At 50.5% G+C, this 26,870-nt stretch carries 27 protein-coding genes; 9 read left to right on the plus strand and 18 right to left on the minus strand.

Annotated elements, in window-relative coordinates:
• Positions 1–1,929: a threonine--tRNA ligase gene (gene thrS / locus ACLJXE_RS08520; protein WP_040233697.1), complete on the minus strand. Its 1,929-nt coding sequence runs from the start codon at positions 1,927–1,929 to the stop codon at positions 1–3.
• A gap of 303 nt (positions 1,930–2,232) precedes the next feature.
• On the opposite strand from thrS, the gene yniD reads away from it, so the two are divergent.
• Positions 2,233–2,340 (plus strand): small membrane protein YniD, encoded by a 108-nt coding sequence (gene yniD / locus ACLJXE_RS08525; RefSeq protein ID WP_003030590.1) that lies wholly within the window; start codon positions 2,233–2,235, stop codon positions 2,338–2,340.
• Positions 2,341–2,576: 236 nt separating this feature from the next.
• On the opposite strand, the gene ACLJXE_RS08530 is transcribed toward yniD, so the two are convergent.
• Positions 2,577–3,335 (minus strand): YdiY family protein, encoded by a 759-nt coding sequence (locus ACLJXE_RS08530; RefSeq protein ID WP_286630123.1) that lies wholly within the window; start codon positions 3,333–3,335, stop codon positions 2,577–2,579.
• 287 nt (positions 3,336–3,622) lie between these two features.
• Here ACLJXE_RS08530 and pfkB point away from each other — a divergent pair, with 287 nt between their 5' ends.
• Both pfkB and ACLJXE_RS08540 read left to right on the plus strand, forming a co-directional pair.
• Positions 3,623–4,552 carry a 6-phosphofructokinase II gene (gene pfkB, locus ACLJXE_RS08535; RefSeq protein WP_410750638.1) on the plus strand — a complete coding sequence of 310 codons (930 nt, stop codon included), beginning with the start codon at positions 3,623–3,625 and terminating at the stop codon, positions 4,550–4,552.
• A 270-nt stretch (positions 4,553–4,822) separates the two neighbouring features.
• On the plus strand, positions 4,823–5,683 hold the full coding sequence (locus tag ACLJXE_RS08540) for a fructosamine kinase family protein (RefSeq protein ID WP_286630125.1): 861 nt from the start codon (positions 4,823–4,825) through the stop codon (positions 5,681–5,683).
• 75 nt (positions 5,684–5,758) lie between these two features.
• Here the strand turns inward: ACLJXE_RS08540 and ACLJXE_RS08545 are convergent, their stop codons facing one another.
• A complete protein-coding gene (locus ACLJXE_RS08545) occupies positions 5,759–6,295 on the minus strand; it encodes a YniB family protein (RefSeq protein ID WP_410750639.1) in 537 nt (178 codons plus the stop codon).
• A 167-nt stretch (positions 6,296–6,462) separates the two neighbouring features.
• Between ACLJXE_RS08545 and hxpB the strand changes: the two genes are divergently transcribed.
• From hxpB to tcyP, 4 genes are all read left to right on the plus strand, one after another.
• Positions 6,463–7,131 carry a hexitol phosphatase HxpB gene (gene hxpB / locus ACLJXE_RS08550; protein WP_410750640.1) on the plus strand — a complete coding sequence of 223 codons (669 nt, stop codon included), beginning with the start codon at positions 6,463–6,465 and terminating at the stop codon, positions 7,129–7,131.
• Positions 7,132–7,278: 147 nt separating this feature from the next.
• A complete protein-coding gene (gene kduD / locus ACLJXE_RS08555; protein WP_286630127.1) occupies positions 7,279–8,040 on the plus strand; it encodes a 2-dehydro-3-deoxy-D-gluconate 5-dehydrogenase KduD in 762 nt (253 codons plus the stop codon).
• Positions 8,041–8,135: 95 nt separating this feature from the next.
• A complete protein-coding gene (locus ACLJXE_RS08560; protein WP_286630128.1) occupies positions 8,136–8,723 on the plus strand; it encodes a metal-dependent hydrolase in 588 nt (195 codons plus the stop codon).
• Positions 8,724–8,858: 135 nt separating this feature from the next.
• Positions 8,859–10,250: a cystine/sulfocysteine:cation symporter gene (gene tcyP / locus ACLJXE_RS08565; RefSeq protein ID WP_286630129.1), complete on the plus strand. Its 1,392-nt coding sequence runs from the start codon at positions 8,859–8,861 to the stop codon at positions 10,248–10,250.
• Between the two features lie 65 nt (positions 10,251–10,315).
• Here tcyP and cedA read toward each other — a convergent pair whose 3' ends face one another.
• The 8 genes from cedA to osmE all read right to left on the minus strand — a co-directional run bounded on the left by cedA (position 10,316) and on the right by osmE (position 16,655).
• Complete coding sequence (cedA, locus tag ACLJXE_RS08570; protein ID WP_071887334.1) at positions 10,316–10,579, minus strand: cell division activator CedA; 264 nt, start codon at positions 10,577–10,579, stop codon at positions 10,316–10,318.
• 169 nt (positions 10,580–10,748) lie between these two features.
• Positions 10,749–11,507, minus strand: a complete 759-nt coding sequence (gene chbG / locus ACLJXE_RS08575; protein ID WP_410750641.1) for a chitin disaccharide deacetylase — start codon at positions 11,505–11,507, stop codon at positions 10,749–10,751.
• Between the two features lie 12 nt (positions 11,508–11,519).
• Complete coding sequence (locus tag ACLJXE_RS08580; protein ID WP_410750642.1) at positions 11,520–12,875, minus strand: 6-phospho-beta-glucosidase; 1,356 nt, start codon at positions 12,873–12,875, stop codon at positions 11,520–11,522.
• 123 nt (positions 12,876–12,998) lie between these two features.
• Positions 12,999–13,841 (minus strand): transcriptional regulator ChbR, encoded by an 843-nt coding sequence (chbR, locus tag ACLJXE_RS08585; RefSeq protein ID WP_286630185.1) that lies wholly within the window; start codon positions 13,839–13,841, stop codon positions 12,999–13,001.
• Between the two features lie 10 nt (positions 13,842–13,851).
• Positions 13,852–14,199 carry a PTS N,N'-diacetylchitobiose transporter subunit IIA gene (gene chbA / locus ACLJXE_RS08590; RefSeq protein WP_137383373.1) on the minus strand — a complete coding sequence of 116 codons (348 nt, stop codon included), beginning with the start codon at positions 14,197–14,199 and terminating at the stop codon, positions 13,852–13,854.
• 54 nt (positions 14,200–14,253) lie between these two features.
• Positions 14,254–15,612, minus strand: a complete 1,359-nt coding sequence (gene chbC / locus ACLJXE_RS08595) for a PTS N,N'-diacetylchitobiose transporter subunit IIC (RefSeq protein ID WP_040233680.1) — start codon at positions 15,610–15,612, stop codon at positions 14,254–14,256.
• Between the two features lie 82 nt (positions 15,613–15,694).
• Positions 15,695–16,015, minus strand: a complete 321-nt coding sequence (chbB, locus tag ACLJXE_RS08600) for a PTS N,N'-diacetylchitobiose transporter subunit IIB (RefSeq protein ID WP_003832547.1) — start codon at positions 16,013–16,015, stop codon at positions 15,695–15,697.
• Between the two features lie 301 nt (positions 16,016–16,316).
• Positions 16,317–16,655 (minus strand): osmotically-inducible lipoprotein OsmE, encoded by a 339-nt coding sequence (gene osmE, locus ACLJXE_RS08605; RefSeq protein ID WP_202038822.1) that lies wholly within the window; start codon positions 16,653–16,655, stop codon positions 16,317–16,319.
• A gap of 210 nt (positions 16,656–16,865) precedes the next feature.
• Here osmE and nadE point away from each other — a divergent pair, with 210 nt between their 5' ends.
• Complete coding sequence (gene nadE, locus ACLJXE_RS08610; protein ID WP_410750643.1) at positions 16,866–17,696, plus strand: ammonia-dependent NAD(+) synthetase; 831 nt, start codon at positions 16,866–16,868, stop codon at positions 17,694–17,696.
• A 56-nt stretch (positions 17,697–17,752) separates the two neighbouring features.
• On the opposite strand, the gene ves is transcribed toward nadE, so the two are convergent.
• The 7 genes from ves to ACLJXE_RS08645 all read right to left on the minus strand — a co-directional run bounded on the left by ves (position 17,753) and on the right by ACLJXE_RS08645 (position 25,537).
• Positions 17,753–18,328, minus strand: coding sequence for an environmental stress-induced protein Ves (ves, locus tag ACLJXE_RS08615; protein WP_286630186.1), 576 nt, complete (start codon positions 18,326–18,328; stop codon positions 17,753–17,755).
• Positions 18,329–18,678: 350 nt separating this feature from the next.
• Complete coding sequence (gene spy / locus ACLJXE_RS08620) at positions 18,679–19,164, minus strand: ATP-independent periplasmic protein-refolding chaperone Spy (protein WP_286630133.1); 486 nt, start codon at positions 19,162–19,164, stop codon at positions 18,679–18,681.
• 348 nt (positions 19,165–19,512) lie between these two features.
• Positions 19,513–20,478, minus strand: coding sequence for a succinylglutamate desuccinylase (astE, locus tag ACLJXE_RS08625; protein WP_410750644.1), 966 nt, complete (start codon positions 20,476–20,478; stop codon positions 19,513–19,515).
• The gene (gene astB / locus ACLJXE_RS08630) at positions 20,471–21,814 is read right to left on the minus strand and encodes an N-succinylarginine dihydrolase (protein ID WP_410750645.1); all 1,344 of its coding nucleotides are present in this window, start codon (positions 21,812–21,814) and stop codon (positions 20,471–20,473) included. Before astB ends, astE begins: the two co-directional genes overlap by 8 nt.
• A complete protein-coding gene (astD, locus tag ACLJXE_RS08635; RefSeq protein ID WP_410750646.1) occupies positions 21,811–23,289 on the minus strand; it encodes a succinylglutamate-semialdehyde dehydrogenase in 1,479 nt (492 codons plus the stop codon). The genes astB and astD overlap by 4 nt, the downstream gene beginning before the upstream one ends.
• A complete protein-coding gene (astA, locus tag ACLJXE_RS08640; protein WP_286630137.1) occupies positions 23,286–24,320 on the minus strand; it encodes an arginine N-succinyltransferase in 1,035 nt (344 codons plus the stop codon). Before astA ends, astD begins: the two co-directional genes overlap by 4 nt.
• Positions 24,317–25,537, minus strand: a complete 1,221-nt coding sequence (locus tag ACLJXE_RS08645; protein ID WP_410750647.1) for an aspartate aminotransferase family protein — start codon at positions 25,535–25,537, stop codon at positions 24,317–24,319. The genes astA and ACLJXE_RS08645 overlap by 4 nt, the downstream gene beginning before the upstream one ends.
• A gap of 444 nt (positions 25,538–25,981) precedes the next feature.
• Here ACLJXE_RS08645 and xthA point away from each other — a divergent pair, with 444 nt between their 5' ends.
• Positions 25,982–26,788 carry an exodeoxyribonuclease III gene (gene xthA / locus ACLJXE_RS08650; protein WP_116360166.1) on the plus strand — a complete coding sequence of 269 codons (807 nt, stop codon included), beginning with the start codon at positions 25,982–25,984 and terminating at the stop codon, positions 26,786–26,788.
• Positions 26,789–26,870 lie beyond the last annotated feature (82 nt).

Raw genomic sequence — 26,870 nt, forward strand, 5'->3', positions numbered from 1 at the left:
TTATTCCTCCAGTTGTTGAAGACTGCGGCTGCGAATCTCTTGTTGCAGCTTCTCAATCACTTCATTTACGTCCAGGCTGCCCAAGTCTTTGCCACGACGGGTGCGCACGGCAACTTTGCCTGCTTCTACCTCTTTGTCGCCACAGACCAACATGTAAGGGACACGACGTAAAGTGTGCTCGCGGATTTTAAAGCCTATCTTCTCATTTCTCAAGTCTGCTTTTACACGAATACCCGCATTTTGTAGTTTCTGCGTTAATTCGTTGACGTATTCAGACTGAGAATCGGTAATGTTCATGACCACAACCTGAACCGGCGCAAGCCAGGTCGGGAAGAAGCCGGCGAACTCTTCAGTCAGGATACCGATGAAACGTTCCATAGACCCAAGAATTGCGCGGTGAATCATAACCGGCACCTGACGTTCGTTGTTCTCACCCACATAAGAGGCGCTCAAACGAGACGGCAGGGAGAAGTCCAGCTGTACAGTACCGCACTGCCATGCACGATCGAGGCAGTCATACAGGGTAAATTCAATTTTCGGACCGTAGAACGCGCCCTCACCCAGTTGGAACTCAAACGGGATGTTATTTTCTTCCAACGCAACGGCCAGGTCAGCTTCAGCACGGTCCCACATTTCATCGCTACCGATACGTTTTTCGGGGCGAGTGGACAGTTTGACGACGATTTTCTCGAAGCCAAAAGTGCTGTACATATCGTAGACCATACGAATGCAAGCGTTAACTTCATCACGAATCTGCTCTTCAGTACAGAAGATATGAGCATCATCCTGAGTAAAGCCACGTACACGCATCAGACCGTGCAGCGCACCTGACGGCTCGTTACGGTGACAGCTACCAAATTCAGCCATACGCAACGGCAGATCACGATAGGATTTCAGACCCTGATTAAAGATCTGAACGTGGCCGGGGCAGTTCATTGGTTTAATGCAGTATTCACGGTTCTCAGACGAGGTAGTGAACATTGCATCTTTGTAGTTGTCCCAGTGACCTGTTTTTTCCCACAGCACACGGTCCATCATGAACGGACCTTTAACTTCCTGATACTGATATTCTTTCAGTTTCGAGCGAACAAAAACTTCCAGCTCGCGGAAGATAGTCCAGCCATCGTTATGCCAGAACACCATACCCGGTGCTTCTTCCTGCATATGATACAGGTCAAGCTGCTTACCGATTTTGCGGTGGTCACGCTTGGCCGCTTCTTCCAGGCGTTGCAGGTATGCATTCAGGGCTTTTTTATCGGCCCATGCAGTACCATAAATACGCTGCAGCATCTTGTTGTTGCTGTCGCCGCGCCAGTATGCCCCTGCGGTCTTCATCAGTTTGAAGTGATGGCAGAAACGCATGTTCGGCACGTGCGGGCCACGGCACATATCGACGTATTCTTCATGATGGTACAAGCCTGGCTTGTCATCATGGGCAATGTTTTCATCAAGAATAGAGACTTTATAGGTCTCACCACGCTTCACGAAGGTTTCGCGCGCTTCGTACCAGCTGACTTTCTTCTTAATGACATCGTAGTTTTTCTCAGCGAGCTCGTGCATCCGCTTCTCGAGCGCGTCGACATCTTCCTGGGTTAACGTACGGTCAAGATCGATATCGTAGTAAAAACCGTTGTCAACAACCGGTCCGATCGCCATTTTGGTGTTCGGCCAAAGTTGTTTGATAGCATGCCCTAACAGGTGCGCACAAGAGTGACGAATGATCTCCAGACCTTCTTCATCTTTCGCGGTGATAATGGAGAGTTTCGCATCATGTTCAATCAGATCGGAAGCATCTACCAGCTCACCGTTAACACGGCCAGCAATAGTCGCTTTTGCCAGACCTGGACCGATGTCCAGCGCAACATCCATGGGGCTTACAGCGTGGTCGTAATGGCGTTGGCTGCCATCAGGAAGAGTAATAACAGGCATGTTATATCCTTATTTGCAGTGGTGCCCCACACGTAAGAGCACATACAAAGATTCAATATTTAAAATTATCAAAAAGGTCTGGGCTGATTCCCGCTTCACTCTGCGAAATATGTCACAGGTCACCTGACAGGCAACGCTGGACCTACGCCCGTTTTTTGATAACACCGTTTGACAGTGTACACGGCATTACGAGCCGATCAAAGCTGCAATCACAGCGCTTTCCATGATGTAAATCAATTCACGCACACCCTTCCATCTTTGTTACACTAAGCAGAATGGTCTGACCTGGGCAGGAAAAGAACAATGCCAACAAATCGTTTTGCCAAAAAACACTGGAAGATGGTTGTAATACTGCTGGTTATTTGTGCGGCAATGTTGATGCTACGCTGGGCAGCCATGATCTGGGGTTAAACGTCAGAAGCACTACGCCAGCCTGAGCAGATATATTCTACAGACTGTTAATTGTGTTTAATTATGATGGTAATGCTGGAATGCCATTTTCAGAACAGCCTATTTATTCATTAAATTGAAAGCATCTAAAAATGCGGGATGTCAGAAAAGCATAAAAAATAAAGCGCGGTCAGGATAATAAAAAGACTTAACGTTAATTTATAAAAGCCGGGCCATTTAAGTGGCCCGGTTAACTATTACATCCGATAGCCGAGCGAAAGCGTCGTGCGGCGATCGGTATGCTCCGGCGCGGTTGCCGGCGGTTCAGAGTTCCAGGTCACGTTGTACGCAACCTTCAATCCAAAGTGTTCGTTAATAGCAACATTCAAAGCCGTTTCAGAATTCAGCGTTGTATCATCGGCACCAAATACCGACACACCCTGCGTAAACTTGGTGTTATCCGTCATCTGCCACGCATAAGCCCCGGACGCATAACCTAACGGCTGCGTTTCAGTGGTGCCATCAGTGTGCTCGTCATAACGTACACCAGGACCGAATTCAAAGCGGAAACTGTGCACCGGTCCATTAAGAAACTGGCGACCATAACCGGCCGTTAGCACGTCACGCTCACGGTATCCGTTATAACGGTCTGTTAACCAACTGCCCTGACCAAAGAGATAGTCATAGTCAGTCATGTTGTAACGACTACGACCACCTACAGCATATTTCTCAGATGAACGCTCATCATTTGAGGAGGTGTTGCTGGCATTTCCCCACAGAGACCACGCCGTAGATTGACCATACCAGGTCATGGTGGTGTCTGCAGTTAAAGAAGAACTTTTTGTGTTGCCTGACTGGGCAAGATATCCCGCGTTCAGGTTACCTTCAAAAGGTTTTTTCGCGCTGGAAGGGTCATCCATGACAGTAAAAACGGAATCATCGGCGGCGGCATGCATTGACGCAAACACGCACCCCGTCAGCAATACTGCTGCGGGCACTGTCTTCAAAAGCTTCATTTATAAAGAGTCCGTACAACAAAAAAAGAGACCATAACGGTCTCGGAAACTTTCATGTGGATCAATGACAAAAGACCCTTGAAAGGTAACAAATTATAAAAAGACTCGAATAACATAGCAATAAATTCTTATTTCATTTTTTGAATAAGAGCGTTCCTAATCCTTTATTTTATTTATATATCTTTGGCACGAGAATTTTAAATAAATCTGCGAGAAATCATGTTGTTAATTACTTCACTTTCGTGTCGTTAAGTGCCAGACTGGAGTCAGCCTAACAGGAGGTAAAGATGGTACGTATCTATACGTTAACACTTGCGCCCTCTCTCGATAGCGCAACAATCACTCCACAAATCTACCCCGAAGGTAAACTTCGCTGTACCTCACCGGTTTTTGAACCTGGCGGCGGAGGCATCAACGTCGCCCGCGCTATTGCACATCTTGGCGGAACTGCAACGGCCATCTTTCCGGTCGGTGGTGCGACCGGCGAGCACTTAGTTTCTTTACTTGCCGACGAAAATGTTCCCGTCTCTACTGTCGAGGCCAAAGACTGGACCCGACAAAATCTCCATGTCCACGTCGAATCCAGCGGCGAGCAGTATCGTTTTGTCATGCCCGGTGCCGCGCTGACTGATGACGAATTCTACCAACTGCAGGATCAGGTACTGGAAATTGAATCGGGTGCGATACTGGTCATTAGCGGCAGTTTGCCGCCCGGTGTACAAATAGAGAAACTGACACGGCTCATCACCACCGCACAAAAACAGGGCATTCGCTGCATTGTCGATAGCTCCGGTGAGGCGCTAACGGCGGCATTAGCCATCGGCGGCATCGAACTGGTAAAACCCAACCTCAAAGAATTGAGTGCGCTGGTGAAGCGCGAACTCACACAACCCGATGACGTCCGCAAAGCGGCACAGGAGATTGTACAAAGCGGCAAAGCACTTCGCGTTGTCGTCTCTCTTGGGCCACAAGGGGCATTGGGCGTCAATAAAGAAACATGCGTTCAGGTCGTCCCTCCGCCGGTGAAAAACCAAAGTACCGTTGGCGCAGGCGACAGTATGGTCGGCGCGATGACGTTGAAACTGGCAGAAAATGCCCCTTTTGAAGAGATTGTGCGTTTTGGCGTCGCTGCGGGTAGCGCAGCAACGCTGAATCAGGGCACACGTCTGTGCGCTTTGGACGATACGCAAAAAATATATTCGTATCTTGCCCGGTAATTACCCCCTCCCCCTTATCAAGCATTAAGGGGGATTAACCCAAAAACTGTCGGCATGCGTATTATGCGTCTATGATAAAAAATCACGTGATTACAAAGAAGTGAATCATGTTAAACCGAAAGTCGCAATTTCTCAGGGAGGTGTGGAAGAACGACATACAATAAGTGCCTTTCCAGCGATGACGCGTCTACGGTGTGCGTCAGTTCGTGTTTTTTTACCGCATTCTTGCGCTAACCTTATGATCTGGCAGACAACATGGGGAGAGACATCATGTGGCAGGCTATCAGTCGTCTTTTAAGCGAGCAATTAGGTGAAGGCGAAATCGAACTGCGTAATGAACTGCCCGGCGGAGAGATCCACGCCGCATGGCATTTACGCTATGCGGGGCGCGATTTTTTCGTCAAATGTGATGAAAGAGAGCTGTTGTCTGGCTTTACGGCGGAGGCCGACCAGTTGGAACTGCTTTCCCGGAGTCAAACCGTTTCTGTTCCCAAAGTCTGGGCAGTGGGTGCTGACAGAGATTACAGTTTTCTGGTAATGGATTTCCTCCCTCCCCGCCCGCTTGATGCCCACAACGCGTTTATTCTCGGACAACAACTTGCACATTTGCACGAATGGAGCGATCAGCCACAGTTCGGCCTCGACTTCGATAATGCCCTCTCCACTACACCGCAACCCAATGCCTGGCAGCGTCGCTGGTCAACCTTCTTCGCCGAGCAACGCATCGGCTGGCAACTGGAACTTGCGGCGGAAAAAGGAATCGCGTTTGGCAATATTGACGCCATTGTCGATCATGTTCAGCAACGACTCGCCGCCCATCAGCCACAGCCTTCTCTCCTGCACGGTGATTTGTGGTCGGCAAACTGTGCGCTTGGACCGAATGGCCCCTACATCTTTGACCCTGCCTGTTACTGGGGCGACAGAGAGTGCGACCTGGCAATGTTGCCGTTACATACCGATCAGCCACCGCAGATTTATGACGGTTATCAGTCTGTGTCGCCGCTACCGTTAGATTTTCTCGACAGGCAGCCTATCTATCAGCTGTATACGTTGCTTAATCGGGCCATCCTGTTTGGCGGGCAGCACCTGGTGGTGGCGCAAAAAGCGATGGAAAGATTACTGGCGGCTTAACGTATAGACATACCGAAGGCAGCTTTGCTTATCAGGCCTGACGCTTCACGTAGCCCAGGCCTGATAATATCGGACTTACAAAAAGCCCAGTAATGAAAAGAAGAAATAGCCGATCACAATAACGATCACCGGCAAAATATAGAGCGGGAAGATTTGTAAAAAGATCGTATGGTGCGGCACGACAATGCGCGACTCAATTTGCTGACGCGATAACCCTTCACTGCCCTTTGCCTGTTCCAGAATCAACTGATCTTCAACTCCCTCGCGTAAAAAACGCGCCTGACGACTCATTCTGGCGCCAGAGTCCTGCAATGCCAGACCGATGAATATCAGAATAAAAATCAACCAAAAAACAAGATTCAGTCCGGTCTGAAAATCCGGTGTCGGTGAGTTATACCAAAACAGGTTAAGAAATGGCGTATTTACTCGCATCATGTCGATCATCACATGGGCAAAATCGAGCATTACCGCATTAATCCCTTCCTGCTTTTCGCTGTGCGCATACATAAACTTCAGTACTGAAACCAGTGTTGAAATCAGCGCCGGGATGAAAATTACCCATCCCAGCAACCTTTTCAAGACAGCAATGCGTCCAGCTTGTTGATACGTCATGAGTTCCCCTTGATAAAGACGTGTCCTTTTGGCCTAAGTTTACCCGTTGATAACCGTTTTCGCCTGCTCTTTAAAGGCGGTATACTGCCAAATTAGCCATAATGAACGCTTAGAGCTCGTTCTGGTGGGCTCTTAATCCCTGTTATCACCCTATAGGAGAGGTTGTGATGTCAACCCCGCGTCAAATTCTTGCTGCAATTTTCGATATGGATGGATTACTGGTCGATTCAGAACCACTCTGGGATCAGGCTGAACTGGATGTGATTGCAAGTTTAGGCGTAGATATCACCCGCCGCCATGAACTTCCCGATACGCTTGGTTTACGTATCGATATGGTTGTTGACCTTTGGTTCGCGCAACAACCGTGGAAAGGTCCCTCCCGTCAGGAGGTGACGGAACGCATCATTACACGGGCGATTGCACTGGTAGAAGAAACAAGACCCCTGTTGCCGGGCGTACGTGAAGCTGTGGCACTGTGCAAATCCCAGGGGATGCAGGTAGGACTGGCCTCCGCGTCACCGCTGCATATGCTGGAAATAGTGCTGACCATGTTTGATCTGCGCGATAGCTTTGACGCGCTGGCCTCTGCAGAAAAACTACCTTACAGCAAACCGCACCCGCAGGTTTACCTCGATTGTGCCCAGAAGCTGGGCGTATCCCCATTATCTTGTGTCGCGCTGGAAGATTCCGTGAACGGGATGATTGCGTCGAAAGCAGCCCGAATGCGCTCAATTGTTGTCCCCGCCCATGAAAATGAGGATGATCCCCGTTTTGTGCTTGCCGACGTCAAACTGGCCTCGTTGACTGAGCTCACTGCCGCGCATCTTCACGGTTAATCTCCCGCCGGGCAATAACTCTATTGCCCTTTTCTTTGCTTGCTTAATATTTTTGAAACGCAGTTTCAAAAATATTGTATTCTTGTTCAACCTCTTCTATTCTTCTCCTGTAGCAATGCATTAACAGTAAAAATAGCTGAGGTGAACATGGTTCTGGACGCTTTTCGTCTTAAGGATAAAGTTGCAATCGTCACCGGTTGTGATACCGGACTTGGGCAAGGAATGGCCCTGGCGCTGGCTGAAGCCGGATGTGACGTGGTTGGCGTAAACCGCAAAATCCCGCATGACACTGAGGAAAAAGTCACCGCAGTGGGTCGGCGCTTTATGGCCATTCAGGCCGACCTCAGCCAACAGAAAGCGCTGTCCAGCGTGGTTACGCAAACTGTGGCGGCATTTGGTCGGGTCGATATTCTGGTCAACAATGCTGGTACGATTCGTCGCCAGGACGCGCTGGATTTTAGTGAAAAAGACTGGGATGACGTAATGAACCTGAATCTCAAATCCGTTTTCTTTCTGTCGCAAGCGGTGGCGCGTCAGTTCCTGGCGCAGGGTAACGGCGGTAAAATTATCAATATTGCCTCAATGCTCTCTTTTCAGGGGGGGATCCGCGTTCCGTCCTACACCGCATCAAAAAGTGGCGTGCTTGGGATCACCCGCTTACTGGCTAATGAGTGGGCAGCTCAGGGAATTAATGTCAATGCCATCGCACCAGGTTATATGGCGACAAACAATACGCAGCAGTTGCGTGAAGACAGTGCGCGTAATCAGCAAATTGTCGATCGCATTCCCGCAGGGCGCTGGGGAACACCGGATGACTTGCAAGGCCCGGTCGTTTTTCTCGCCAGCCAGGCTTCTGATTATATTAATGGTTACACGCTTGCCGTGGACGGCGGTTGGTTGGCGCGTTAATCGTGCATTTGTGATAAAGGGTTACAACGTCACCTCTTCCGCCTACTGTATAAAACCCCTATACTGTATGAATTGACAGTTTATTGGGTTTTATCATGACGGCGGAAGGCCACCTTCTTTTTTCTATTGCCTGTGCGGTATTTGCCAAAAATGCCGAGCTGACGCCCGTTCTCGCTCAGGGTGACTGGTGGCATATTGTTCCTTCGGCCATTCTAACGTGTCTGCTGCCCGATATCGATCACCCGAAATCCCTGCTTGGGCAGCGGCTGAAGTGGATATCAAAGCCTGTTGCCCGGGCATTTGGCCATCGCGGGTTTACACACAGTCTGCTGGCCGTTTTTGCCCTGCTGGCCACATTTTACCTGAAAGTGCCGGATAGCTGGATAATCCCGGCCGATGCGCTACAAGGCATGGTGTTGGGCTATCTCAGTCACATACTGGCCGATATGCTGACCCCGGCAGGCGTGCCGCTGCTTTGGCCCTGTCGCTGGCGCTTCCGCCTGCCAATCCTCGTCCCGCAGAAGGGAAATCAGCTGGAGCGCTTTTTGTGCATGGCGCTGTTTGCATGGGCCATCTGGATGCCTCAGACGATGCCGGAGAACAGCGCGGTGCGCTGGTCATCGCAGATGATTAACACGCTACAGATGCAGTTTAATCGGTTTATAAAGCACCAGGCTGATTAATAAAACAGCCAAAATGTCATTTTAGGCATAAACAATTCCATTTGAATATAAGAGGCAAGTCACAGTTCTGCTAATCTTGCGCCAACAGAATCACCATAACACGGTGATACGCATAATAAGATCAGGAGAACGGGGATGAACTTTCCATTAATCGCGAACATTATCGTGTTCGTAGTACTGCTGTTCGTGCTGGCGCAAGCCCGCCACAAACAGTGGAGTCTGGCCAAAAAAGTACTGGTCGGTCTGGTCATGGGCGTGGTGTTTGGTCTCGCCCTGCACACCATTTACGGGTCCGACAGTCAGGTACTGAAAGATTCCGTACAGTGGTTTAACATTGTTGGCAACGGTTACGTGCAACTGCTGCAAATGATTGTCATGCCGTTGGTTTTTGCCTCTATTCTCAGTGCCGTTGCGCGTCTGCACAACGCCTCTCAGTTAGGCAAAATCAGTTTCCTCACTATCGGAACACTGCTGTTTACCACTCTGATCGCCGCGCTGGTGGGGGTTCTGGTGACAAACCTGTTTGGTCTGACTGCTGAAGGGCTGGTGCAAGGAGGCGCTGAAACCGCACGTCTGACCGCCATTGAAACCAATTATGTGGGTAAAGTTGCCGACCTCAGCGTGCCGCAGTTGGTGCTGTCGTTTATCCCGAAAAACCCATTTGCCGATCTTACTGGTGCAAACCCGACGTCGATTATCAGCGTCGTTATTTTCGCGGCCTTCCTGGGCGTTGCGGCACTTAAACTGTTGAAAGATGATGCGCCGAAAGGCGAGCGCGTATTAACGGCTATCGATACCCTGCAGAGCTGGGTGATGAAGCTGGTTCGTCTGGTGATGCAACTGACGCCGTACGGTGTTCTGGCGCTGATGACCAAAGTGGTTGCCGGTTCCAATCTGCAGGACATCATCAAGCTGGGTAGCTTCGTCGTTGCCTCGTATCTCGGCCTGGGCATTATGTTCGTCGTACACGGCATCCTGCTGGGTATTAACGGCATTAGCCCACTGAAATACTTCCGCAAAGTCTGGCCAGTACTGACTTTCGCCTTCACCAGCCGCTCCAGCGCCGCGTCTATTCCACTGAACGTCGAAGCGCAAACCCGCCGTCTGGGCGTCCCTGAGTCCATCGCCAGCTTTGCAGCCTCTTTTGGTGCAACGATTGGTCAAAACGGTTGTGCGGGTCTGTACCCGGCGATGCTGGCCGTGATGGTGGCACCGACTGTCGGTATTAACCCGCTTGACCCAATGTGGATTGCCACGCTGGTGGGTATCGTGACCGTCAGTTCCGCAGGGGTTGCGGGTGTGGGCGGTGGCGCGACCTTCGCGGCACTGATCGTACTGCCTGCCATGGGGCTGCCGGTCACACTGGTTGCTCTGCTGATCTCTGTTGAACCACTGATCGATATGGGCCGTACTGCATTGAACGTTAGCGGTTCCATGACCGCTGGTACGCTTACCAGCCAATGGCTGAAACAGACCGATAAAACAATTCTGGACAGCGACGATCACGCCGAACTGGCGCATCGCTAAAAGCCTGTCTGTGTAAAACAAAAAACCGCCGGTGAGTTATGCTCCGGCGGTTTTTTTATATCCGATTAATCGCTCAGTTCGTTTTCCTGGCGAATTTGGTTAGCCCAGCGCTGTGCCGACTCCGGAACCGTAAATGCAGGCGAACGCTGAAACGCCTCCCCCATTAAGACAAAAGCGACATATTTTCCGCGCAGTATCCATACGTCACGAAACGCATCCATTTTCACCGCATGCTCTGGTGGAGCGGGCTCCACACGAGGAACATAGCTGATAACCGGACGATTTTGTTGGCGAAGAGGTTTCATAATCAGTTGCTTCACTAAAGACAAATTCTAAAAATCTGAAAAACGCTATCTTAGCTGATTTTACCCTCGGACGGTGCAAAAACAGTGAATTCGTGAAGTGGGTGGCGGTAACGGGGGAGACAAACAGGTTGCAGCAAATATCAATGACGCAGACAAAAAAATGCGGCGCACCGACGCGCCGCCAACTCAGGAATTAAACGTTCAGAAAACTGCCAAGACGATAACCGCGCTCCGCAATAGCGTATTTCAATGACGAAGACGTCAGTACGTCAAGCTCAGTTAAGCGGGGGTAACAGTAGGCACTTTGTCGAATGATGTCATCGATAAACGCCGGATGACACATCACTTCCAGCGAGGACTCTCCCCGGTCTGCGGACGCGTCCAGTGTCTGCAGAAACAGGGCCTCAGAAATCGCGTCGCCATAAAACTCACTGCTAAATCCCTGGGAGGTACGCAACGTTTCCGGTAAATCAGATGCCAGGAACACTGTCTGCCGATCGATCCGCAACGCAACGCCCCTCTCCGCGGCAAAACTGGCGACAATCGGGAAAATCTGCGGGAACATATGCACGTGGTGATGACTATCCAGATGCGTCGGCTCCCGCCCGAACTGGTCAATAAAACGCTGATACTGTGCAGTCAGCTCCTGAGAAATCTCTTCCAGCGGCAACGTATCTTCCTCTGCCATCTGCCAGATCCATTTCCCTAACACACCGTCACGCGTCAGACCCGGCATAGCCGTTAACGGTTTGCCAAGCGTCAGGACAAAATGCATCCCAACGGCAAGTTCCGGTATATCGCGACTAAGCTGTACCGCATGCTCTATCGCCTCGCCATTCACCAGAGCAGTGGTTGAGGTGACAACGCCATTGCGACAGGCTTCAACAATGCCGTAGTTTTGTCCTTTGCTCAGGCCAAAATCATCCGCATTCACAATCAGTACGCGTTCCATAGCCAACCTCAGTTAGTGTTGTTCGCTTTTAAGCTTCTCGATGCATTCGGCGAAGTTTGGCAGCCATTTTTCATGCGCCAGGATCAGCTCGCGGGCAAGAATTTCAGCATCAGTATCTGAATGCACCAGTGGGCTCAGGTTTAACGCCAACAGTACATCATTCAATTCGCCGCTCAGTGCTGCGTTGCTCGCCGCCACTTCAAAACCTTTAATGGTATAGATAAGGCCCAGAACCTTTTCATCGAAATGGGTGATACGTGGGTGCGGAGTTGCACCATTGTGTCCCAGCGTGCAGGTCATCTCAACGGCCCAGTCCGCAGGAATGTTATCAACATGGCCATGATGAGGAATGTTGACGTAATGTTCGGTCTGTTTGTCGTTGTAGATAGCATTGATCACTTCACACGCAGCATCAGAGTAATAAGCCCCGCCACGCTGTTCCAGCTCTTTCGGCTTAACATTCAACTCAGGATTTTTATACAGATCAAACAGTTGTTTCTCAACTTTCTGTACTACCTGTGCACGTGCGCCACCTTTGTAATATTCGCCCATTTCAATCGCCAGCATCTCTTTTGGCTTGAAGTAGTACAGCAAATACGAGCACGGCAGCAGTCTCAGTGAACGAATCAGCCCTTCACTGAACGGCAGATCGAAGATGTTCTTCACGCCAGAGGCTTTCAACTGACCCGATGCTACGCCGTCCAGCAGTTCATCAAAACGTGACACACCGTTGACCAGAACATCCCTAATGAAGACCATATGGTTCAGACCAAACAGATCGATGGATAAATCATCGCTCTCTTTCAGCGCCAGTACATCGCTGATAAACATCTTCATACCGATCGGAATATTGCACACGCCGATAAACTTCTTGAAGTTAGTATGGCGATAGACCGCTTCAGTTACCATGCCAGCCGGGTTGGTAAAGTTAATCACCCACGCATTCGGACACAGTTCTTCCACATCTTTCACAATGTCAAAGATCACCGGAATGGTACGTAGTCCTTTAAACAGGCCTCCAGCACCGTTAGTTTCCTGCCCCAGATAGCCATGGCTCAGAGGGATACGTTCATCCTGTTCACGAGCCTTAAGTTGTCCTACGCGCAACTGCGTGGTGACAAAATCAGCATCTTTCAGCGCTTCCCGGCGATCCAGCGTTTTATACACTTTCATCGGGACGCCAGCTTTATCAATCATGCGCTGGCAGAGGTCAAAAATAATGTCCAGCTTCTCTTTACCACCGTCGACATCCACCAGCCACAATTCAGAGACCGGTAATTCATGATAACGTTTAATAAAGCCTTCAAGTAATTCAGGGGTGTAGCTGCTCCCGCCACCGATAGTGACGACTTTTAATTTCTGGCTCATAATTTCTCCCTTCAGTGTAAAAACACTGACACGTATTATGCTCAACCCATTCGTCAGGTATAGCGTGGCAGTCCCAGCGCTATTTTGGGCAAGCTATAAAAATTGGTTATTGGCAAATAAAATTTACTGATTAAATTCCGTTAATTTCTTACGGTAGCTATTTGGTGTAAACGACGTCAGCTTCTTAAACGTTTTAATAAACAGGCTCGGACTGCTGTAACCAGCCTCATAGGCAATATCAGTTACAGAATAGTTAGTCATTTCCAGCTGTTTTTTAGCAAAATTAATGCGAATTTCATTAATAATCTGCATTGGCGTTTTACTGTAATAACGCTGGGTTGCACGGGTCAGATACTCCTGGGATTTTGCGGACAGGTGTATCATATTTTCCAGCGCACTTTCGCTGAACAGCCTTTTGTCATGCATGCTTTCCACGGTAGTTTTAAGCCATTGTGGAATATCATCCAGCACCTGCTCTTCTCGATGATGGCGTAACCGATTAATAATATAGAAGGTGACCACTTCTACAAATTCATCCAGTCCGCTTTCACGAAAGTTCAGTGATGCTATAACCGTTTCGATGTAGGTAAGGAACGAACTGTTCGCCCGATACACCTGCGATGCAACGAAACAAAATGGCAGCAACGGGTGGTAGTGCTGTTCAAAAAAACGTTTACTGATACCAACGTTAAGAATACGCGTCGCGCCGAAATCATAGAAACTTTGATGATGCGATCCCAACGGGATAAAGACAAAGTCTCCGCGCTCAAGCAGTACACGCTTACCGTTGATCTCCTGATAGTAACGTCCAGTTAAGACAAGGGTAAATTCGTAGTAATCATGCTGATGCAGCCCACTGATGCTCTCAGTTTTGTTATAGATGAACACATGAAAATTTTTACCATTAAAAAGCTGCTGCTCATAGACGGTTTTGATTTCCGGTGCGTTAATCTGTAGCTGCATAATGCACTCCTCGCTATTTCAGCTTCTCGTGAAGCTCAATCAGTTCTGTCACCAGTTCACGCGCCAGCATCGACGTCATCAGGTGGTCCTGTGCATGGACCAGCACCAGGCTGACTTTCATTTTACCTTCACCCTGATCACCTTCAATCAGTTTGGTCTGGACAAGGTGTGCTTCGTTCAGCGCCATGCGGGACTGTTCCATCATGGTCTTCGCTGACTCAAAATCACCCTGTTTGGCCAATTTGAGCGCACCGTACGCCAGACTACGTGCCTGACCCGAGTTGATGATGAGCCCCATCACCACTTCTTCAAGCTCTTCAGCCTCTGACTGCGTATCGACGATATTTTCGATATCTAACATACTCTTTTCCTCTGGTTCAGTCCGGCATGGCCGCATAGCCATGCCGGATTAAATTTAGAATTTCAATGCGTTAGCGATATCTTCTTCGCTTTCTTCTTTATCAATGACGTTCTGAGCTTTGTTGGCGACGACCACGAATGGCAGGTACACCAGCGTTGCGATACCAAGGTTAAACAACGCGACCAGCAGAGCGGCGACGCTACCGTTGGTGTTAAAGAATGCGCCCAACCCGGTTGGCATAGTCCACGGTGCAATGTTGGTAATCGGTGGAATAATGCCTGTGTAATAAGCGGCCAGTGTAATCGCGGCCAGAATCGGCTGAACCAGGATGAACGGAATAAACATAACCGGGTTCATGATAATCGGCAGACCGAACAGAATGGGTTCGTTAATCTGGAACAGACCTGATGGCAGTGCCAGTTTTGCTACCTGACGATAATCAGCACGACGAGAAGCCAGGAAGATAGCAATAATCAGACCCAGCGTTGCCCCACTCCCTCCCAGGAAAATATAGGAGTCCAGCATCGGCTTCGCCCAGACGTGGAACGTCTTACCCGCTTCCAGGGCCGCGTCTACGGAACCAAACTGTTGGTAGATAGAGATGTTTTCCAGCGCCCAGGGGGTCATGATACCGCTGTCCAGTGCAGTCAGTGCCAAAGAACCGTGAATACCAAAGAACCACAACAGCGGAACAAAAATCACGTACGCCCAACCCACCACGCTACCCAGTGACGCCAGCGGAGTCGAAATGGAATCCATGATGATCTGGTGGAAGTTCGTTCCCCAGGTGTTCAACGCCCAGGCGATGATGCCCATAATAGAGAGGATAATGAAGCCAGGAATCAATGCAGAAAACGAGCGAGAAACAGAAGCCGGAACGCTATCAGGTAATTTAATAACCCAATTACGATGCACGACGAAGGTGAACATTTCCGCGACCACCAGGCCGATAATAATACCGGAAATAATGTTCGCACCGCCCAGCCAGTTAGCCCCCACGGCATAGGCTTCGCCCACGCTGTATGGCGTGACTGTCATAAAGGCGGCGACAGATAATAAACCAGCAGCCAGTGCATCGACTTTGCGTTCTTCCGCCAGCGCCATACCGATAAAGAATGGCGCCATCAATGACATAATACCCAGCGTACCGTTATAGACGTTCCCACCGATGCCTTTTAAACTATTTAGCGTTTCAATAGTTGAAGCATCAAGTCGAATGCCCATGGAATAAAAAAATGACCCCTCCCCAAAGCTCAGGAAAACGTTATTGATTAATACAAACATTGCCCCTGCGAGGGTTAACGGCATTAAACGAATAAAACCATTTTTGATTGCATTAACGTGTGGCTGCTTTCCAATTTTTACAGCAAAAGGAAGGAGTACCTTTTCAAGTGAAGCAATAGCGTTACTCATAGAAAAATACCCTTAAATACCGCAACTAACAATTGCGGTGAATGTTAATGAAATAACTCTTTGACGGGAAAATTTAAAATAATTAATTTGCTGCGGCTTTTTTAATTGCTGCAACTGCAGCCTTAAGCACGCCTAAACCATCGACTTTGCCATACAACAGCGAGTCAATCACTTCTACAGGTTTGTTTGGTAACAAACGCTGAATTTCGGGCAACATATAAGCAATCTGTGGACCTAATAACACCACATCGGCTACTGGGCCTTTTTCTCCGGCCAGCGTTTCGGGAAACGCTTCAATGATAACCGGCACTTCGTATTTTTCAGCCTGAGCACGCATCTTCGAGACCAACAAAGAAGTCGACATGCCCGCAGAACAAAACAGATAAATGTGTTTCTTTTCCATTAAAACGATCCTCATGTGCGATTATCTGTGTACCAGACACTCCGCAAGCCATAACCTGCATCCATGCTCTGGGTAACTTGCGTCAGCTAAATTACTTTTTTAGGTGGCTGAAATGAGTATACGGGATTGCATCAGCGGATGGTATTTCATTGACCTACTAAATTGTCTCTCCTTGACCTGTGGTTATGACACCCCTCACACTTCAGGCAAATAATTCGCGACAATAAATAAGATCGCATGACACAAAAAAACCGGCACAGCGGCCGGTTCTTCAGAGTGCTCAGGCAATAAACAGAGGCAACTACTTCGCAGACTGCGGGTCGGTGTCGTACTCCGCACAGGTCTGGTAGCCGGAATTGATCACATGCCCAGTATCATCTAATGCAACAAAATAGGTCTCTGCTTTACCATCTCGTTGACCCAGGATGTAGGTCTGACATGTACCACGCGCATGGATCATGCTGACTTCAGATGACGGTTTGCCGGCAATCTGCGCCACTTGCGCCCGGCTCATCCCTTTCTTCACATCTTTCACCACGGGCTGCACAAATTGGTCTTTGGTACGATCGTAAGCCGTACACCCTGCCAGCATAGTCAATACCGCCGCTGCGCTCAGAATTCCTGTTAGATTCTTGTTCATATTCCGTCCTCTTGTTTTTCAGCGTGTTATATAAGCCTGGAGCACAACAACGCATTTTTCAAGCTGTCAGTTGATACTCGGGCCATTTCAGAAAATTCCATCAAAACAAAATGATGTTATATCCGGCTGCATCCCTTGTCGTTTGGGCGTCAACGCGTTAGCTTTAACACATCATTATTTTTGATCATTTCATTTTTCACAGGGGGTCAAATGACTCTGCAGCAAGAGATAATTCGGGCACTTGGTGCCAAACCACACATTAATGCAGAAGAGGAAATTCGCCGCAGCGTGGATTTTCTGAAATCGTACCTCAAAACCTACCCTTTCCTTAAATCACTGGTGTTAGGGATTAGCGGTGGGCAGGATTCAACCCTGGCCGGAAAGTTATGCCAAATGGCGATTTCCGAGTTACGCGAAGAAACAGGTAACGATGCTTTGCAGTTTATTGCTGTGCGACTGCCTTATGGTATGCAGGCCGATGAACAGGACTGTCAGGACGCGATAGCGTTCATACAACCTGACCGGGTGCTCACCGTCAACATCAAAGGCGCGGTATTGGCCAGTGAGCAGGCATTGCGTGAAGCAGGTATCGAACTGAGCGATTTTGTGCGCGGCAATGAAAAAGCCCGCGAGCGTATGAAGGCGCAATACAGTATCGCCGGAATGACCAGCGGTGTTGTCGTGGGTACCGATCACGCCGCAGAAGCCATTACCGGTTTCTTTACCAAGTATGGCGATGGCGGCACTGACATTAACCCACTATTCCGCCTCAACAAGCGCCAGGGTAAGCAGCTTCTTGCTGCATTGGGTTGCCCTGAGCACTTATATAAGAAAGCGCCAACCGCCGATCTCGAAGACGATCGTCCCTCTCTGCCAGATGAGGTCGCATTAGGCGTTACCTACGACAACATTGACGATTACCTGGAAGGAAAAACGTTGGATGCCGATGTTGCGAAGAAAATTGAAGGCTGGTACGTGAAGACAGAACACAAACGTCGCCCACCGATTACGGTGTTTGACGACTTCTGGAAAAAATCGTAATTCGCTGATTTACCCGAGCCGGATAACCACAAAATGGGTATCCGGCCCAAACAACGTCATTGCACCGAATCAGGCGAAAAACCTGGCTTCCAGTTAATCTCACTAAACAACAACTTCCCCTCGCGCTCCAACAGTCGCAACGTATGCTTACCGTCATGCCAGCACGCTCCCTGGTCAGCCGTCAGCAACTTATCCCCCAGTTGCCAGGCTCCGCTAATAACAAATACCACGCCGCCACGCGAACCAAAGGTCGTAAACGTCCGGTCAGCCACACGAACTTTAGCCTGGCAAACATCCCGACGGGTCATGATATTAAAATCCATCGACATCTGCCCTTCCGTCAGCTTCGCTTTTACCACACGGTCACCGGCGAAAGTAAAAGGCTGATGCTGTTTTAGCGTATGCGGTTGCGTGTTAGCGCCTTCCAGCGTGACTTCGCCCCCTTCCAGCAGCGTAATAACACGCTCAACGCCTGGGAAAAGTGAAAATTCGCCGTTCGCAGCAATGGAGGCAATACTCGCCCGCCAGTGAAAATCGCGTGTTGCTGGCGGAAAACAACATATTTCACGCGTTTCTCCCGCACCATTACGCCAGAGATTAACCGGCATTTTGCGGATATCAAAGTACTCCATCATCCCTCCAGAAAGGCACTGTGCGCCGACAAGCCGTCATCAGGCAGCCAAATCATCATTGTTATCATTCACCCTGCTCGTTGTTATCGGCAGCAGAGTTGATTTGCCTTAGCGATGACCATAGCGTTTTGCAAAAAAGTTTAACGCGCTGATCCAGGTAGCATTTTCGCGGACCTCAGGAGCATAACGTGTCCGAAGCGCTGTGCAATAGGTGGGAAAGAAAAAACCGCCGATCCTGCCCACATCGTTAAACGTGTTGTGGACAAGGCCGGCGGTCTTGAGTTTTTTTCACGCTGTCCGGGGCAACGGCTCCGACACAGCGTGAATGATTGAGTATAGACGCCTACCGATTATTCGGCAGCCTGTGGCATTTTACCTTTCTGCGCTGCACGTTCTGTCAGACGCTTCTCAAAATTGGCATTAAACTGTTTTTTCTGTTCCGGGGTCAGAATGTTGTAAATTTTGTTCTGCGTTTCCATATGCGCCAGCATGTTAGCTTTGCGCTGCTCTTCCATCTTCGCAATCTGCGCTTCAGCTTTCGCTTTATCGAAGCTATCGCTGGCGATGATATCGTGCATTGCACGGCGTTCTTCCAGCGGAGGACGTTTCATCTGATCGCGCTGACCTTTCATGATGTCGCGGATCTGCTGTTTCTGTGCATCGGTCAGGTTCAGGTCTTTAAACATCATGTCATGATGCGGGGCAAACTTACCGTTGTGGTGCATCATCGGTTTGGCATCTGCCGGAGCTGCTGTGGTCGTGTCAGCGGCATGCGCCAGATTTGCAGCGCCCAGCGCCAGGGTAGAGGCAACAATCAGAGCAGTCAGTTTACGCATAATTTCTATCCTTCCTTTCAGTTATTCTTACGACATTCATGCAACTCTTATGCAATGTGATGTCGTGTTGACGAGATTAACTTTACCGGCTTAAGCGTCAATTAATCAGAGCAACGGTAAAACAATGAAAGTGTAAAAAACAAACTTTCATCAATTATGAAGAAAAAAAGAATAAATTGCGGAGAGTTGAAATAAAAAATTACAACAAGATGATTTTGAAAGAATTATGAAGAACTATACCTGAACTCTGGTTATTAAGAAAGCAACTTACCAGGAATAATCCGTAATAAATATAAACAGCACGCAAAAATAAGCCCTCAGAGATTAATCCGAGGGCGGATATATCTGTTACAACCTTTCCAGCATCAGTCCCGCGCGTAAACCACAAGCCACATTTGGATTAGGAAAGAGAACATATTCAACGTCATGGGTGACGATAAAACGCTCATCACCATCCTGGGCCAGCACGGTTCCCTCTTTAAACGCGGTAAAGTTCAGCGTCTGGTTGTCCATGTAGAGAATAAAATCGTCGCTACGCCGTGTAATTTGCGCCACCACGCGATAGCGTAACGGCGGCGTCTCAGCTGCCGTTACGGGTCTGCCAGTCAACAACATTGTCAGCGCCTGCGCAGTGCGGGCAAACTGTGACAGGTTGTTTTGCCCAAACGGCAGCGCCTTACCCAGCTCCAGCGTGCAGGCCAGCGCGCCAAAATGTTCCCCACTAAAATGGGTAAACGTTCCGCCCGGTGCCTGGTGGAACACCAAAGCCTCCAGCCCCGCATCCCCCAGCCAGTGAAGAAACGCCTCATCCCATGCCACATCACGCTGCGGTAGTACGCCAAAACGCAAGTGACGTGACCCGCGAATAGCCGTGTGGAGATCGAGATGCCAGCGAACTGATGACGTTGCACGCGCGTAAAAATCCTCCAGACACAGCTCAAGCTCGCGGGCACGCCGTGTTTCACCGCTCTCATCAAAGCGCTGCCAGCGGCCGCCAAACATACGGTTCAGATCGCTATGACAATAGCGTTTGCCCGCAGCTAAGGCCTGCGGATTGCCAAGGATCACCAATAGCCGCCATGTCAGCGGCAGCTTGCCGCTAAACAACCCGGACAACAAGGTGTCCAGTATTTCTACTGGTGCGGTTTCATTACCATGAATGCCCGCAGACAAAACCAGCGAACGCTCAATCGGCACAACCGGCGTCAGCTCCAGCATGCCATGCCCAATCCATTGCCAGTCAAAACCGTGAGCTCTCCCCCGGGAGGTATCTGGCGAGTCCCCCGCAAGCGTCAGCATCAGGAAATTATCCATGACGGGTACGCTCCTGCTGGAAGGGATACACCGAACCGAGGTTGAGTAATTGTGTCAACGTATCCAGTGCTTCACGCCCTTCGCGCAGCAACTGCGGGTCAGCAAGATCGGCTGCGGTAAGGCGATCGCGATAGTAACGATCAACCCAGTTATTCAGCGTGTTAAACAGCGCATCATTCATGAGAACCGCCGGGTTCACCGCCTGTTGCTCCTGTGGGGTTAACACGACCCGAAGGCGCAGACACGCCGGGCCACCACCGTTGGACATGCTTTCGCGCAGATCGAATACCCGCAGATCGTCAATCGGGTTGTCATCTTCAAGCAGACGGTTTAAATAATGCCATACCCCCGCATGCTCCCGGCATTCCTGCGGCAAGACCAACATCATTGAACCGTCATCACGACTGAGTAGCTGGCTGTTAAACAGATACGTTGCCACGGCATCCTGCACTGACACCTCCCCCAGGGGAACTTCCAGCGCCGTAAATCCCGCCACCTGGCTACGCAACTGCTGTAACAAAGCCTGCTGGTTGGCAAACGCCAATTCATGACAAAACAGCACCTGACGATTTGATACCGCAATAACATCGTTATGAAACACACCAAGATCGATAACATCCGGGTTTTGCTGAGCAAAGATAATCTGATTAGGATTCACCTGATTCAGGCGCGCAACAGCTTCGCTGGCCTCACGTGATTGCCTCGCCGGATAACGCTTCGGCTGCACGCCGTTGCCCTCTTCACGGCCATAGACAAACACCTGTACACCGGGATCACCATAATCACCGCCGAGGCGGTTATGGTTTGCCGCACCTTCATCCCCCAGTAACGCAACCTGTGGCAATGCACTATGGACCGTAAAGCGGCTCTCATCGCGGAAGATCGCGCTGAGTAACGCTTCAGTGGTCGGAGCCTCCAGCGAACGGTGAAACTTGTTATTCAGGTTGGCGACTGTCAGATGCACTTTCCCGTCCAGTGAATCTGCCGAAGGACAGACCGTTGCCGCATTCGCCACCCACATCGGCGAAGCGGAACTGGCACTGGAGAGCCAGTGAGGTGCCTGCCGTGCCACCTTTTCCAGCACCTGTTCGTCACTGCCGCTAAATCCCAACTGGCGCAGCACGGGAATACAGGGACGCTCGTGAGGTGGGATCACCGCCTGCGGGAATCCGGCATCGGCCAACGCCTTCATCTTCAATAAGCCCTGTTTCGCCGCCAGACGGGGATTCGACACCTGAAAGCGGTGTCGGGTTGAGGCTTCATTGCCAAATGACAACCCCGCATAATGGTGAGTCAGTCCCACCAGACCGTCGAAATTTACTTCGCGCGCTTTCATGGCTTATCCTCGCATGAAAAATCGAGTCCTGGGCTAAGCGCTGTCGGCAGCGTCAGGGTCGGAGATTCCAGGCTCGCCATCGGCCAGGCGCAATAATCTGCGGCATACCACGCACTGGCGCGATGGTTGCCTGAGGCACCAATCCCACCGAAGGGCGCAGTGCTTGCCGCTCCGGTCAGCGGCTTATTCCAGTTGACGATGCCCGCACGAGCTTCCAGTAACAATTGGTCAAACTGATTACGATCCGGTGAAACCAGCCCGCACGACAAACCAAAGCGCGTATTGTTGGCCATGCGAATCGCATCATCAAAGCGGTCATAACGCCAGACACCGAGCAGCGGGCCGAAGACCTCTTCATCCGCGACATTCGCCACGCCGGTCAGTTCAATAATGCCGGGGGTCAACAGTGAAGTCCCCGCTTGCACTTGACGTGGTGCCAGTAGCGTTCGCCCTCCCTGCGCTTCAAGGCGTTGCCAGGCGTCACAAACATGTTGCGCGGCCTGTTCAGAAATAAGCCCGCCAATAAACGGCTGCGGTTCAGCATCCCAGTTACCTGGCATTAAACGCTGACTGACATCCACCAGCCGCGCCAGAAACGCATCGCCCTGCGCCCCTTTTTTAACCAGCAGACGACGGGCACAGGTACACCGTTGCCCGGCTGTAACAAACGCTGACTGAATAGTCAGATGTACCGCCGCATCAATATCTTCGGGGTTCTCGATAATCAGCGGGTTGTTCCCTCCCATCTCCAGCGCGAGGATCTTCTCCGGCTGGCCAGATAGCTGACGATGCAGCTGATAACCCGTATTTGCGCTACCGGTAAACAGCAGACCATCAAGGTCCTCCAGTGCACTCAGTGCCTGCCCTGTTTCACGCCCGCCCTGCACCAGGTTCAATACGCCCGGCGGTAATCCCGCCTGTTCCCACAGTTTGATCACCGCCTCACCGGTCCACGGCGTCAGCTCGCTGGGCTTGAAAACCAGCGTATTGCCAGCCAACAGCGCCGGAACGATATGACCATTAGGTAAATGACCAGGAAAGTTATACGGGCCAAACACAGCCAGCACACCGTGTGGGCGATGACGTAACGTCGCTGCGCCATCTGGCAGCGCGTTATGCTGTTCCCCGGTACGGGTGTGATACGCCTTCACTGAGATCGCAATTTTATTGATCATCGCCGTCAGCTCGGTTGCAGCTTCCCAGCGCGGCTTGCCGGTTTCCCGTGCAATGATTGCCGTCAGTTCTACTTTATGGCTCTCCAGCAGCGTCGCGAATTTCTCGATAATGTCCTGGCGGGCAGCAAATGCCTGTTTAGCCCAGCCCGGAAAGGCTGCCCGCGCCGCCTGGCATGCCAGTGCTACCTGAGTCGCATCGGCATCATTGCCTTGCCAAAGCACGTCCCCGCTCACCGGGTTCGTTTTCACCCGACGTGCGCCCAGCCCGGTCACCCAGTCACCGTTTATCCATAATGTCATGCTGCTTTCTCCTCTGCACAAAGACGCACAAAACGTACATGGTCCCCCGCGTGGCATTTCAGGGCGTCCAGTTGCGCTGCCGTCAGTACCAGTCGCTGGGTATTCGGGTCGGCACGCACTAACATGACGCGGAAGTTTTGGTAATTTTCATTAGCAACCAGGCAGGCAGGATATTCGCCCGGTGCAGGCTGACCTTCAGCCACCTCCACCAGTCGACTTTTGCGGATGGCACGTACCCGGTCAATATCGCATTCCAGCGTCGGCCCGCCGTCGAAAATATCGATATAGTTGCGGTAGCGAAACCCTTCTTTCTCGAGTACCGCACGGGCTGGCGCCGTTTGCGGATGCACTTCGCCAATCACGCTTTGTGCTTCCTCCGACAGGAAGTGGGTGTATATAGGATGTTTAGGCATCAGCTCAGCAATAAACGCTTTTTGTCCGGTGCCACAGAGAAAATCTGCGCGGCTGAATTCCATCGAGAAAAAGCGCTTGCCAAGGCTTTGCCAGAATGGCGAATAACCGTGCTCATCAATGACACCACGCATCTCTGCAACGACTTTTTCGTTAAAACGATCACGAAACGCCGCCATAAACATAAAGCGCGACTTCGACAACAAATAACCGTTACCTTCTTTACGCCAGTCCGGATCGAGAAACAGAGTGCAAAGCTCACTGCTTCCGGTGTGATCGTTACTGAGAAACAGCGTCGGCAATGCGTTATAGACATTCAATTCTTTCGAAGCATGAACCAGCGTGCCAACACGGTAGTTGTACCAGGGATCGTTAAGCCCTACCGCCACTTCAATAGCACAAATCCCCGCCACGGTTCCGGTGGCACTGTCTTCCAATACAAAAACGTAGCCCTGCTCGCTTTTAGGCAACTCGCCTCGCCAGGTTTTCAACGAACGATCAATACGCGCCGCCAGCGTGGCTTCATTTGCGGGCAATGACGTCAACCCACCGCCGGTCTTACTGGCAAGCTGCATTAACGCGGTGATATCCGCGTGTTCAATGGGACGGATCACCATCATGATGAACCTCCTGCTTTAATGCGTTCGCATGCCAGCGCAAAACGGTCGAGCCCGGTGGACACCTCTTCCTGGCTGACGTTCAGCGCTGGCGCAAAACGCACCACGTTACCGCCGGCAATCAACACCATCACGCCAGCATTGGCCGCTTCCTGGGAGATCTGTTTCGCTTTTCCGGCAAATTCCGCATTCAGCACACAACCGATCAGCAGCCCAAGACCACGGATTTCACTAAACAGTCCAAAACGTTCGTTAATGGCGTTAATACGCGCCACAAACCAGTCATGACGCTGTTTCACACCATTGAGGACTTCCGGCGTGTTAACAATGTCCAACAGCTTACCCGCCACGGCAGTGGCTAATGGGTTTCCGCCGTAAGTTGTGCCGTGAGTGCCCACGGTCATCACGCTGCTGCAACGTTCTGTGGTCAATAACGCGCCAATAGGGAACCCACCGCCAAGCGCTTTCGCCGTCGTCAGCAGGTCAGGCGTCACACCGTAGTGCATATAGGCATACAGTTCGCCGGTACGCCCGACGCCGGTCTGTACCTCATCAAAAATCAGCAGCGCATTATGACGATCGCATAATTCACGCAGCCCCTGTAAAAACGCGGTGGTTGCAGGCACGACGCCGCCTTCCCCCTGCACTGGCTCCACAATCACCGCACAGGTGGTGTCATCAATCAATTGGCTGGCGGAGTCGAGGTCGTTATACACCGCGTGACGGATATCCGGCGGCAGTGGCGCGAAATCCTGTGAATAGGCTGGCTGCCCCCCAGCACTGACGGTAAACAGCGTGCGACCGTGGAAGGCGTTTTTAAATGCCACAATGCCGCTTTTTTGGCTGCCAAACCGATCGTGCGCAAATTTACGCGCCAGTTTTAGTGCAGCTTCGTTGGCCTCTGCGCCGGAATTGCAGAAGAAAACACGCTCGGCAAACGTCGCGTCGATAAGCTTCTTCGCCAGACGCAATACCGGTTCGTTGGTGTAACCGTTGCCGGTGTGCCAGAATTTGCTGGCCTGGTCGTTTAATGCCTCACGCAATGCCGGATGAGCATGCCCCAGTGCGTTAACCGCAATCCCCCCCGCGAAATCGATATATTCTTTACCCTGTTGATCCCACAGACGTGAACCTTCACCACGCACCGGAATAAAAGGCGCTGGAGCATAGACAGGCATCATCCATTCATCAAAATTTTCACGCGTAACTGACAGAGACATAGCGACCTCAACGGTAAATAAAAGGTTATTTATATGTTAATAAATATAGTGTTTGCGGTGTAAATGTAGATTGCAGGGTTCGTGCCAGCCAGCGAAAAAAGTGCATAAACGGGGTCGAAGAACGGAATATCAACAAGTTACAACACAGAGATATTCACTATACGTGCATATAAAGTGAATATGTTTGCGTATCAGATGACGAAATAGAGGAAAAACCGCAATTTTATTCAGTCACCAAATATAATTCTGGAATTGTGATCGTATACGAAATTTATCGGAAATTATTGCCCCATAGCGACGCGCTTCGCGCCAAAACGGTGCAGTTTTTGCTCCATCGTTAACACCATTAGCAATCATTGTTGGAATCAGGTGACAAGAAGCAGTCAGTTCGTGGAAATTCTGCTACCATCCTTGCACTATTCATCTTACAAAGTGGCAGCGACTATGAAATTTGTCTCTTTTAATATCAACGGCCTGCGTGCCCGTCCTCATCAACTGGCAGCCATTGTCGAAAAACACCAACCGGATGTTATTGGCTTACAGGAGACAAAAGTTCACGACGATATGTTCCCTCTCGAAGAGGTAGCAAAACTGGGCTACAACGTTTTCTATCACGGTCAGAAAGGCCATTACGGTGTGGCACTGTTGACCAAAGAAACGCCGATTGCAGTGCGCCGTGGTTTCCCGAATGATGACGAAGAGGCTCAGCGCCGTATCATTATGGCGGAGATCCCGTCTCCGCTTGGCAACATCACCGTCATCAACGGCTACTTCCCACAGGGCGAAAGCCGCGACCATGAAACTAAATTCCCGGCGAAAGCGGCGTTCTATCAGAACTTACAAAACTATCTTGAGACGGAGCTGAAACGCGATAATCCGGTGCTGATCATGGGTGATATGAATATCAGCCCAACCGACCTGGATATCGGCATCGGTGAAGAGAATCGCAAACGCTGGCTGCGTACCGGGAAATGTTCCTTCCTGCCGGAAGAACGCGAGTGGATGGAGCGTCTGTTAGGTTGGGGGCTGGTGGACACCTATCGTCACGCGCATCCTGATAAAAACGACCAGTTTTCGTGGTTTGATTACCGCTCGAAAGGCTTCGACGATAACCGTGGTCTGCGTATTGATCTGCTGCTGGCAAGCAATCCGCTGGCGGAACGCTGTGAAGAAACGGGTATCGACTATGAGATCCGCAGCATGGAAAAACCGTCCGACCACGCGCCAGTGTGGGCAAAATTCCGCGTCTAATCATCTGCATTTTTTCGCTCTCCGGGCCTCGCCTGGAGAGTCAGTATATTCTGTGCAAAATCAATAAAGCGACGGTAATACA

The organism is Citrobacter sp. U14242, from assembly GCF_046555775.1.
Lineage (GTDB): Bacteria > Pseudomonadota > Gammaproteobacteria > Enterobacterales > Enterobacteriaceae > Citrobacter.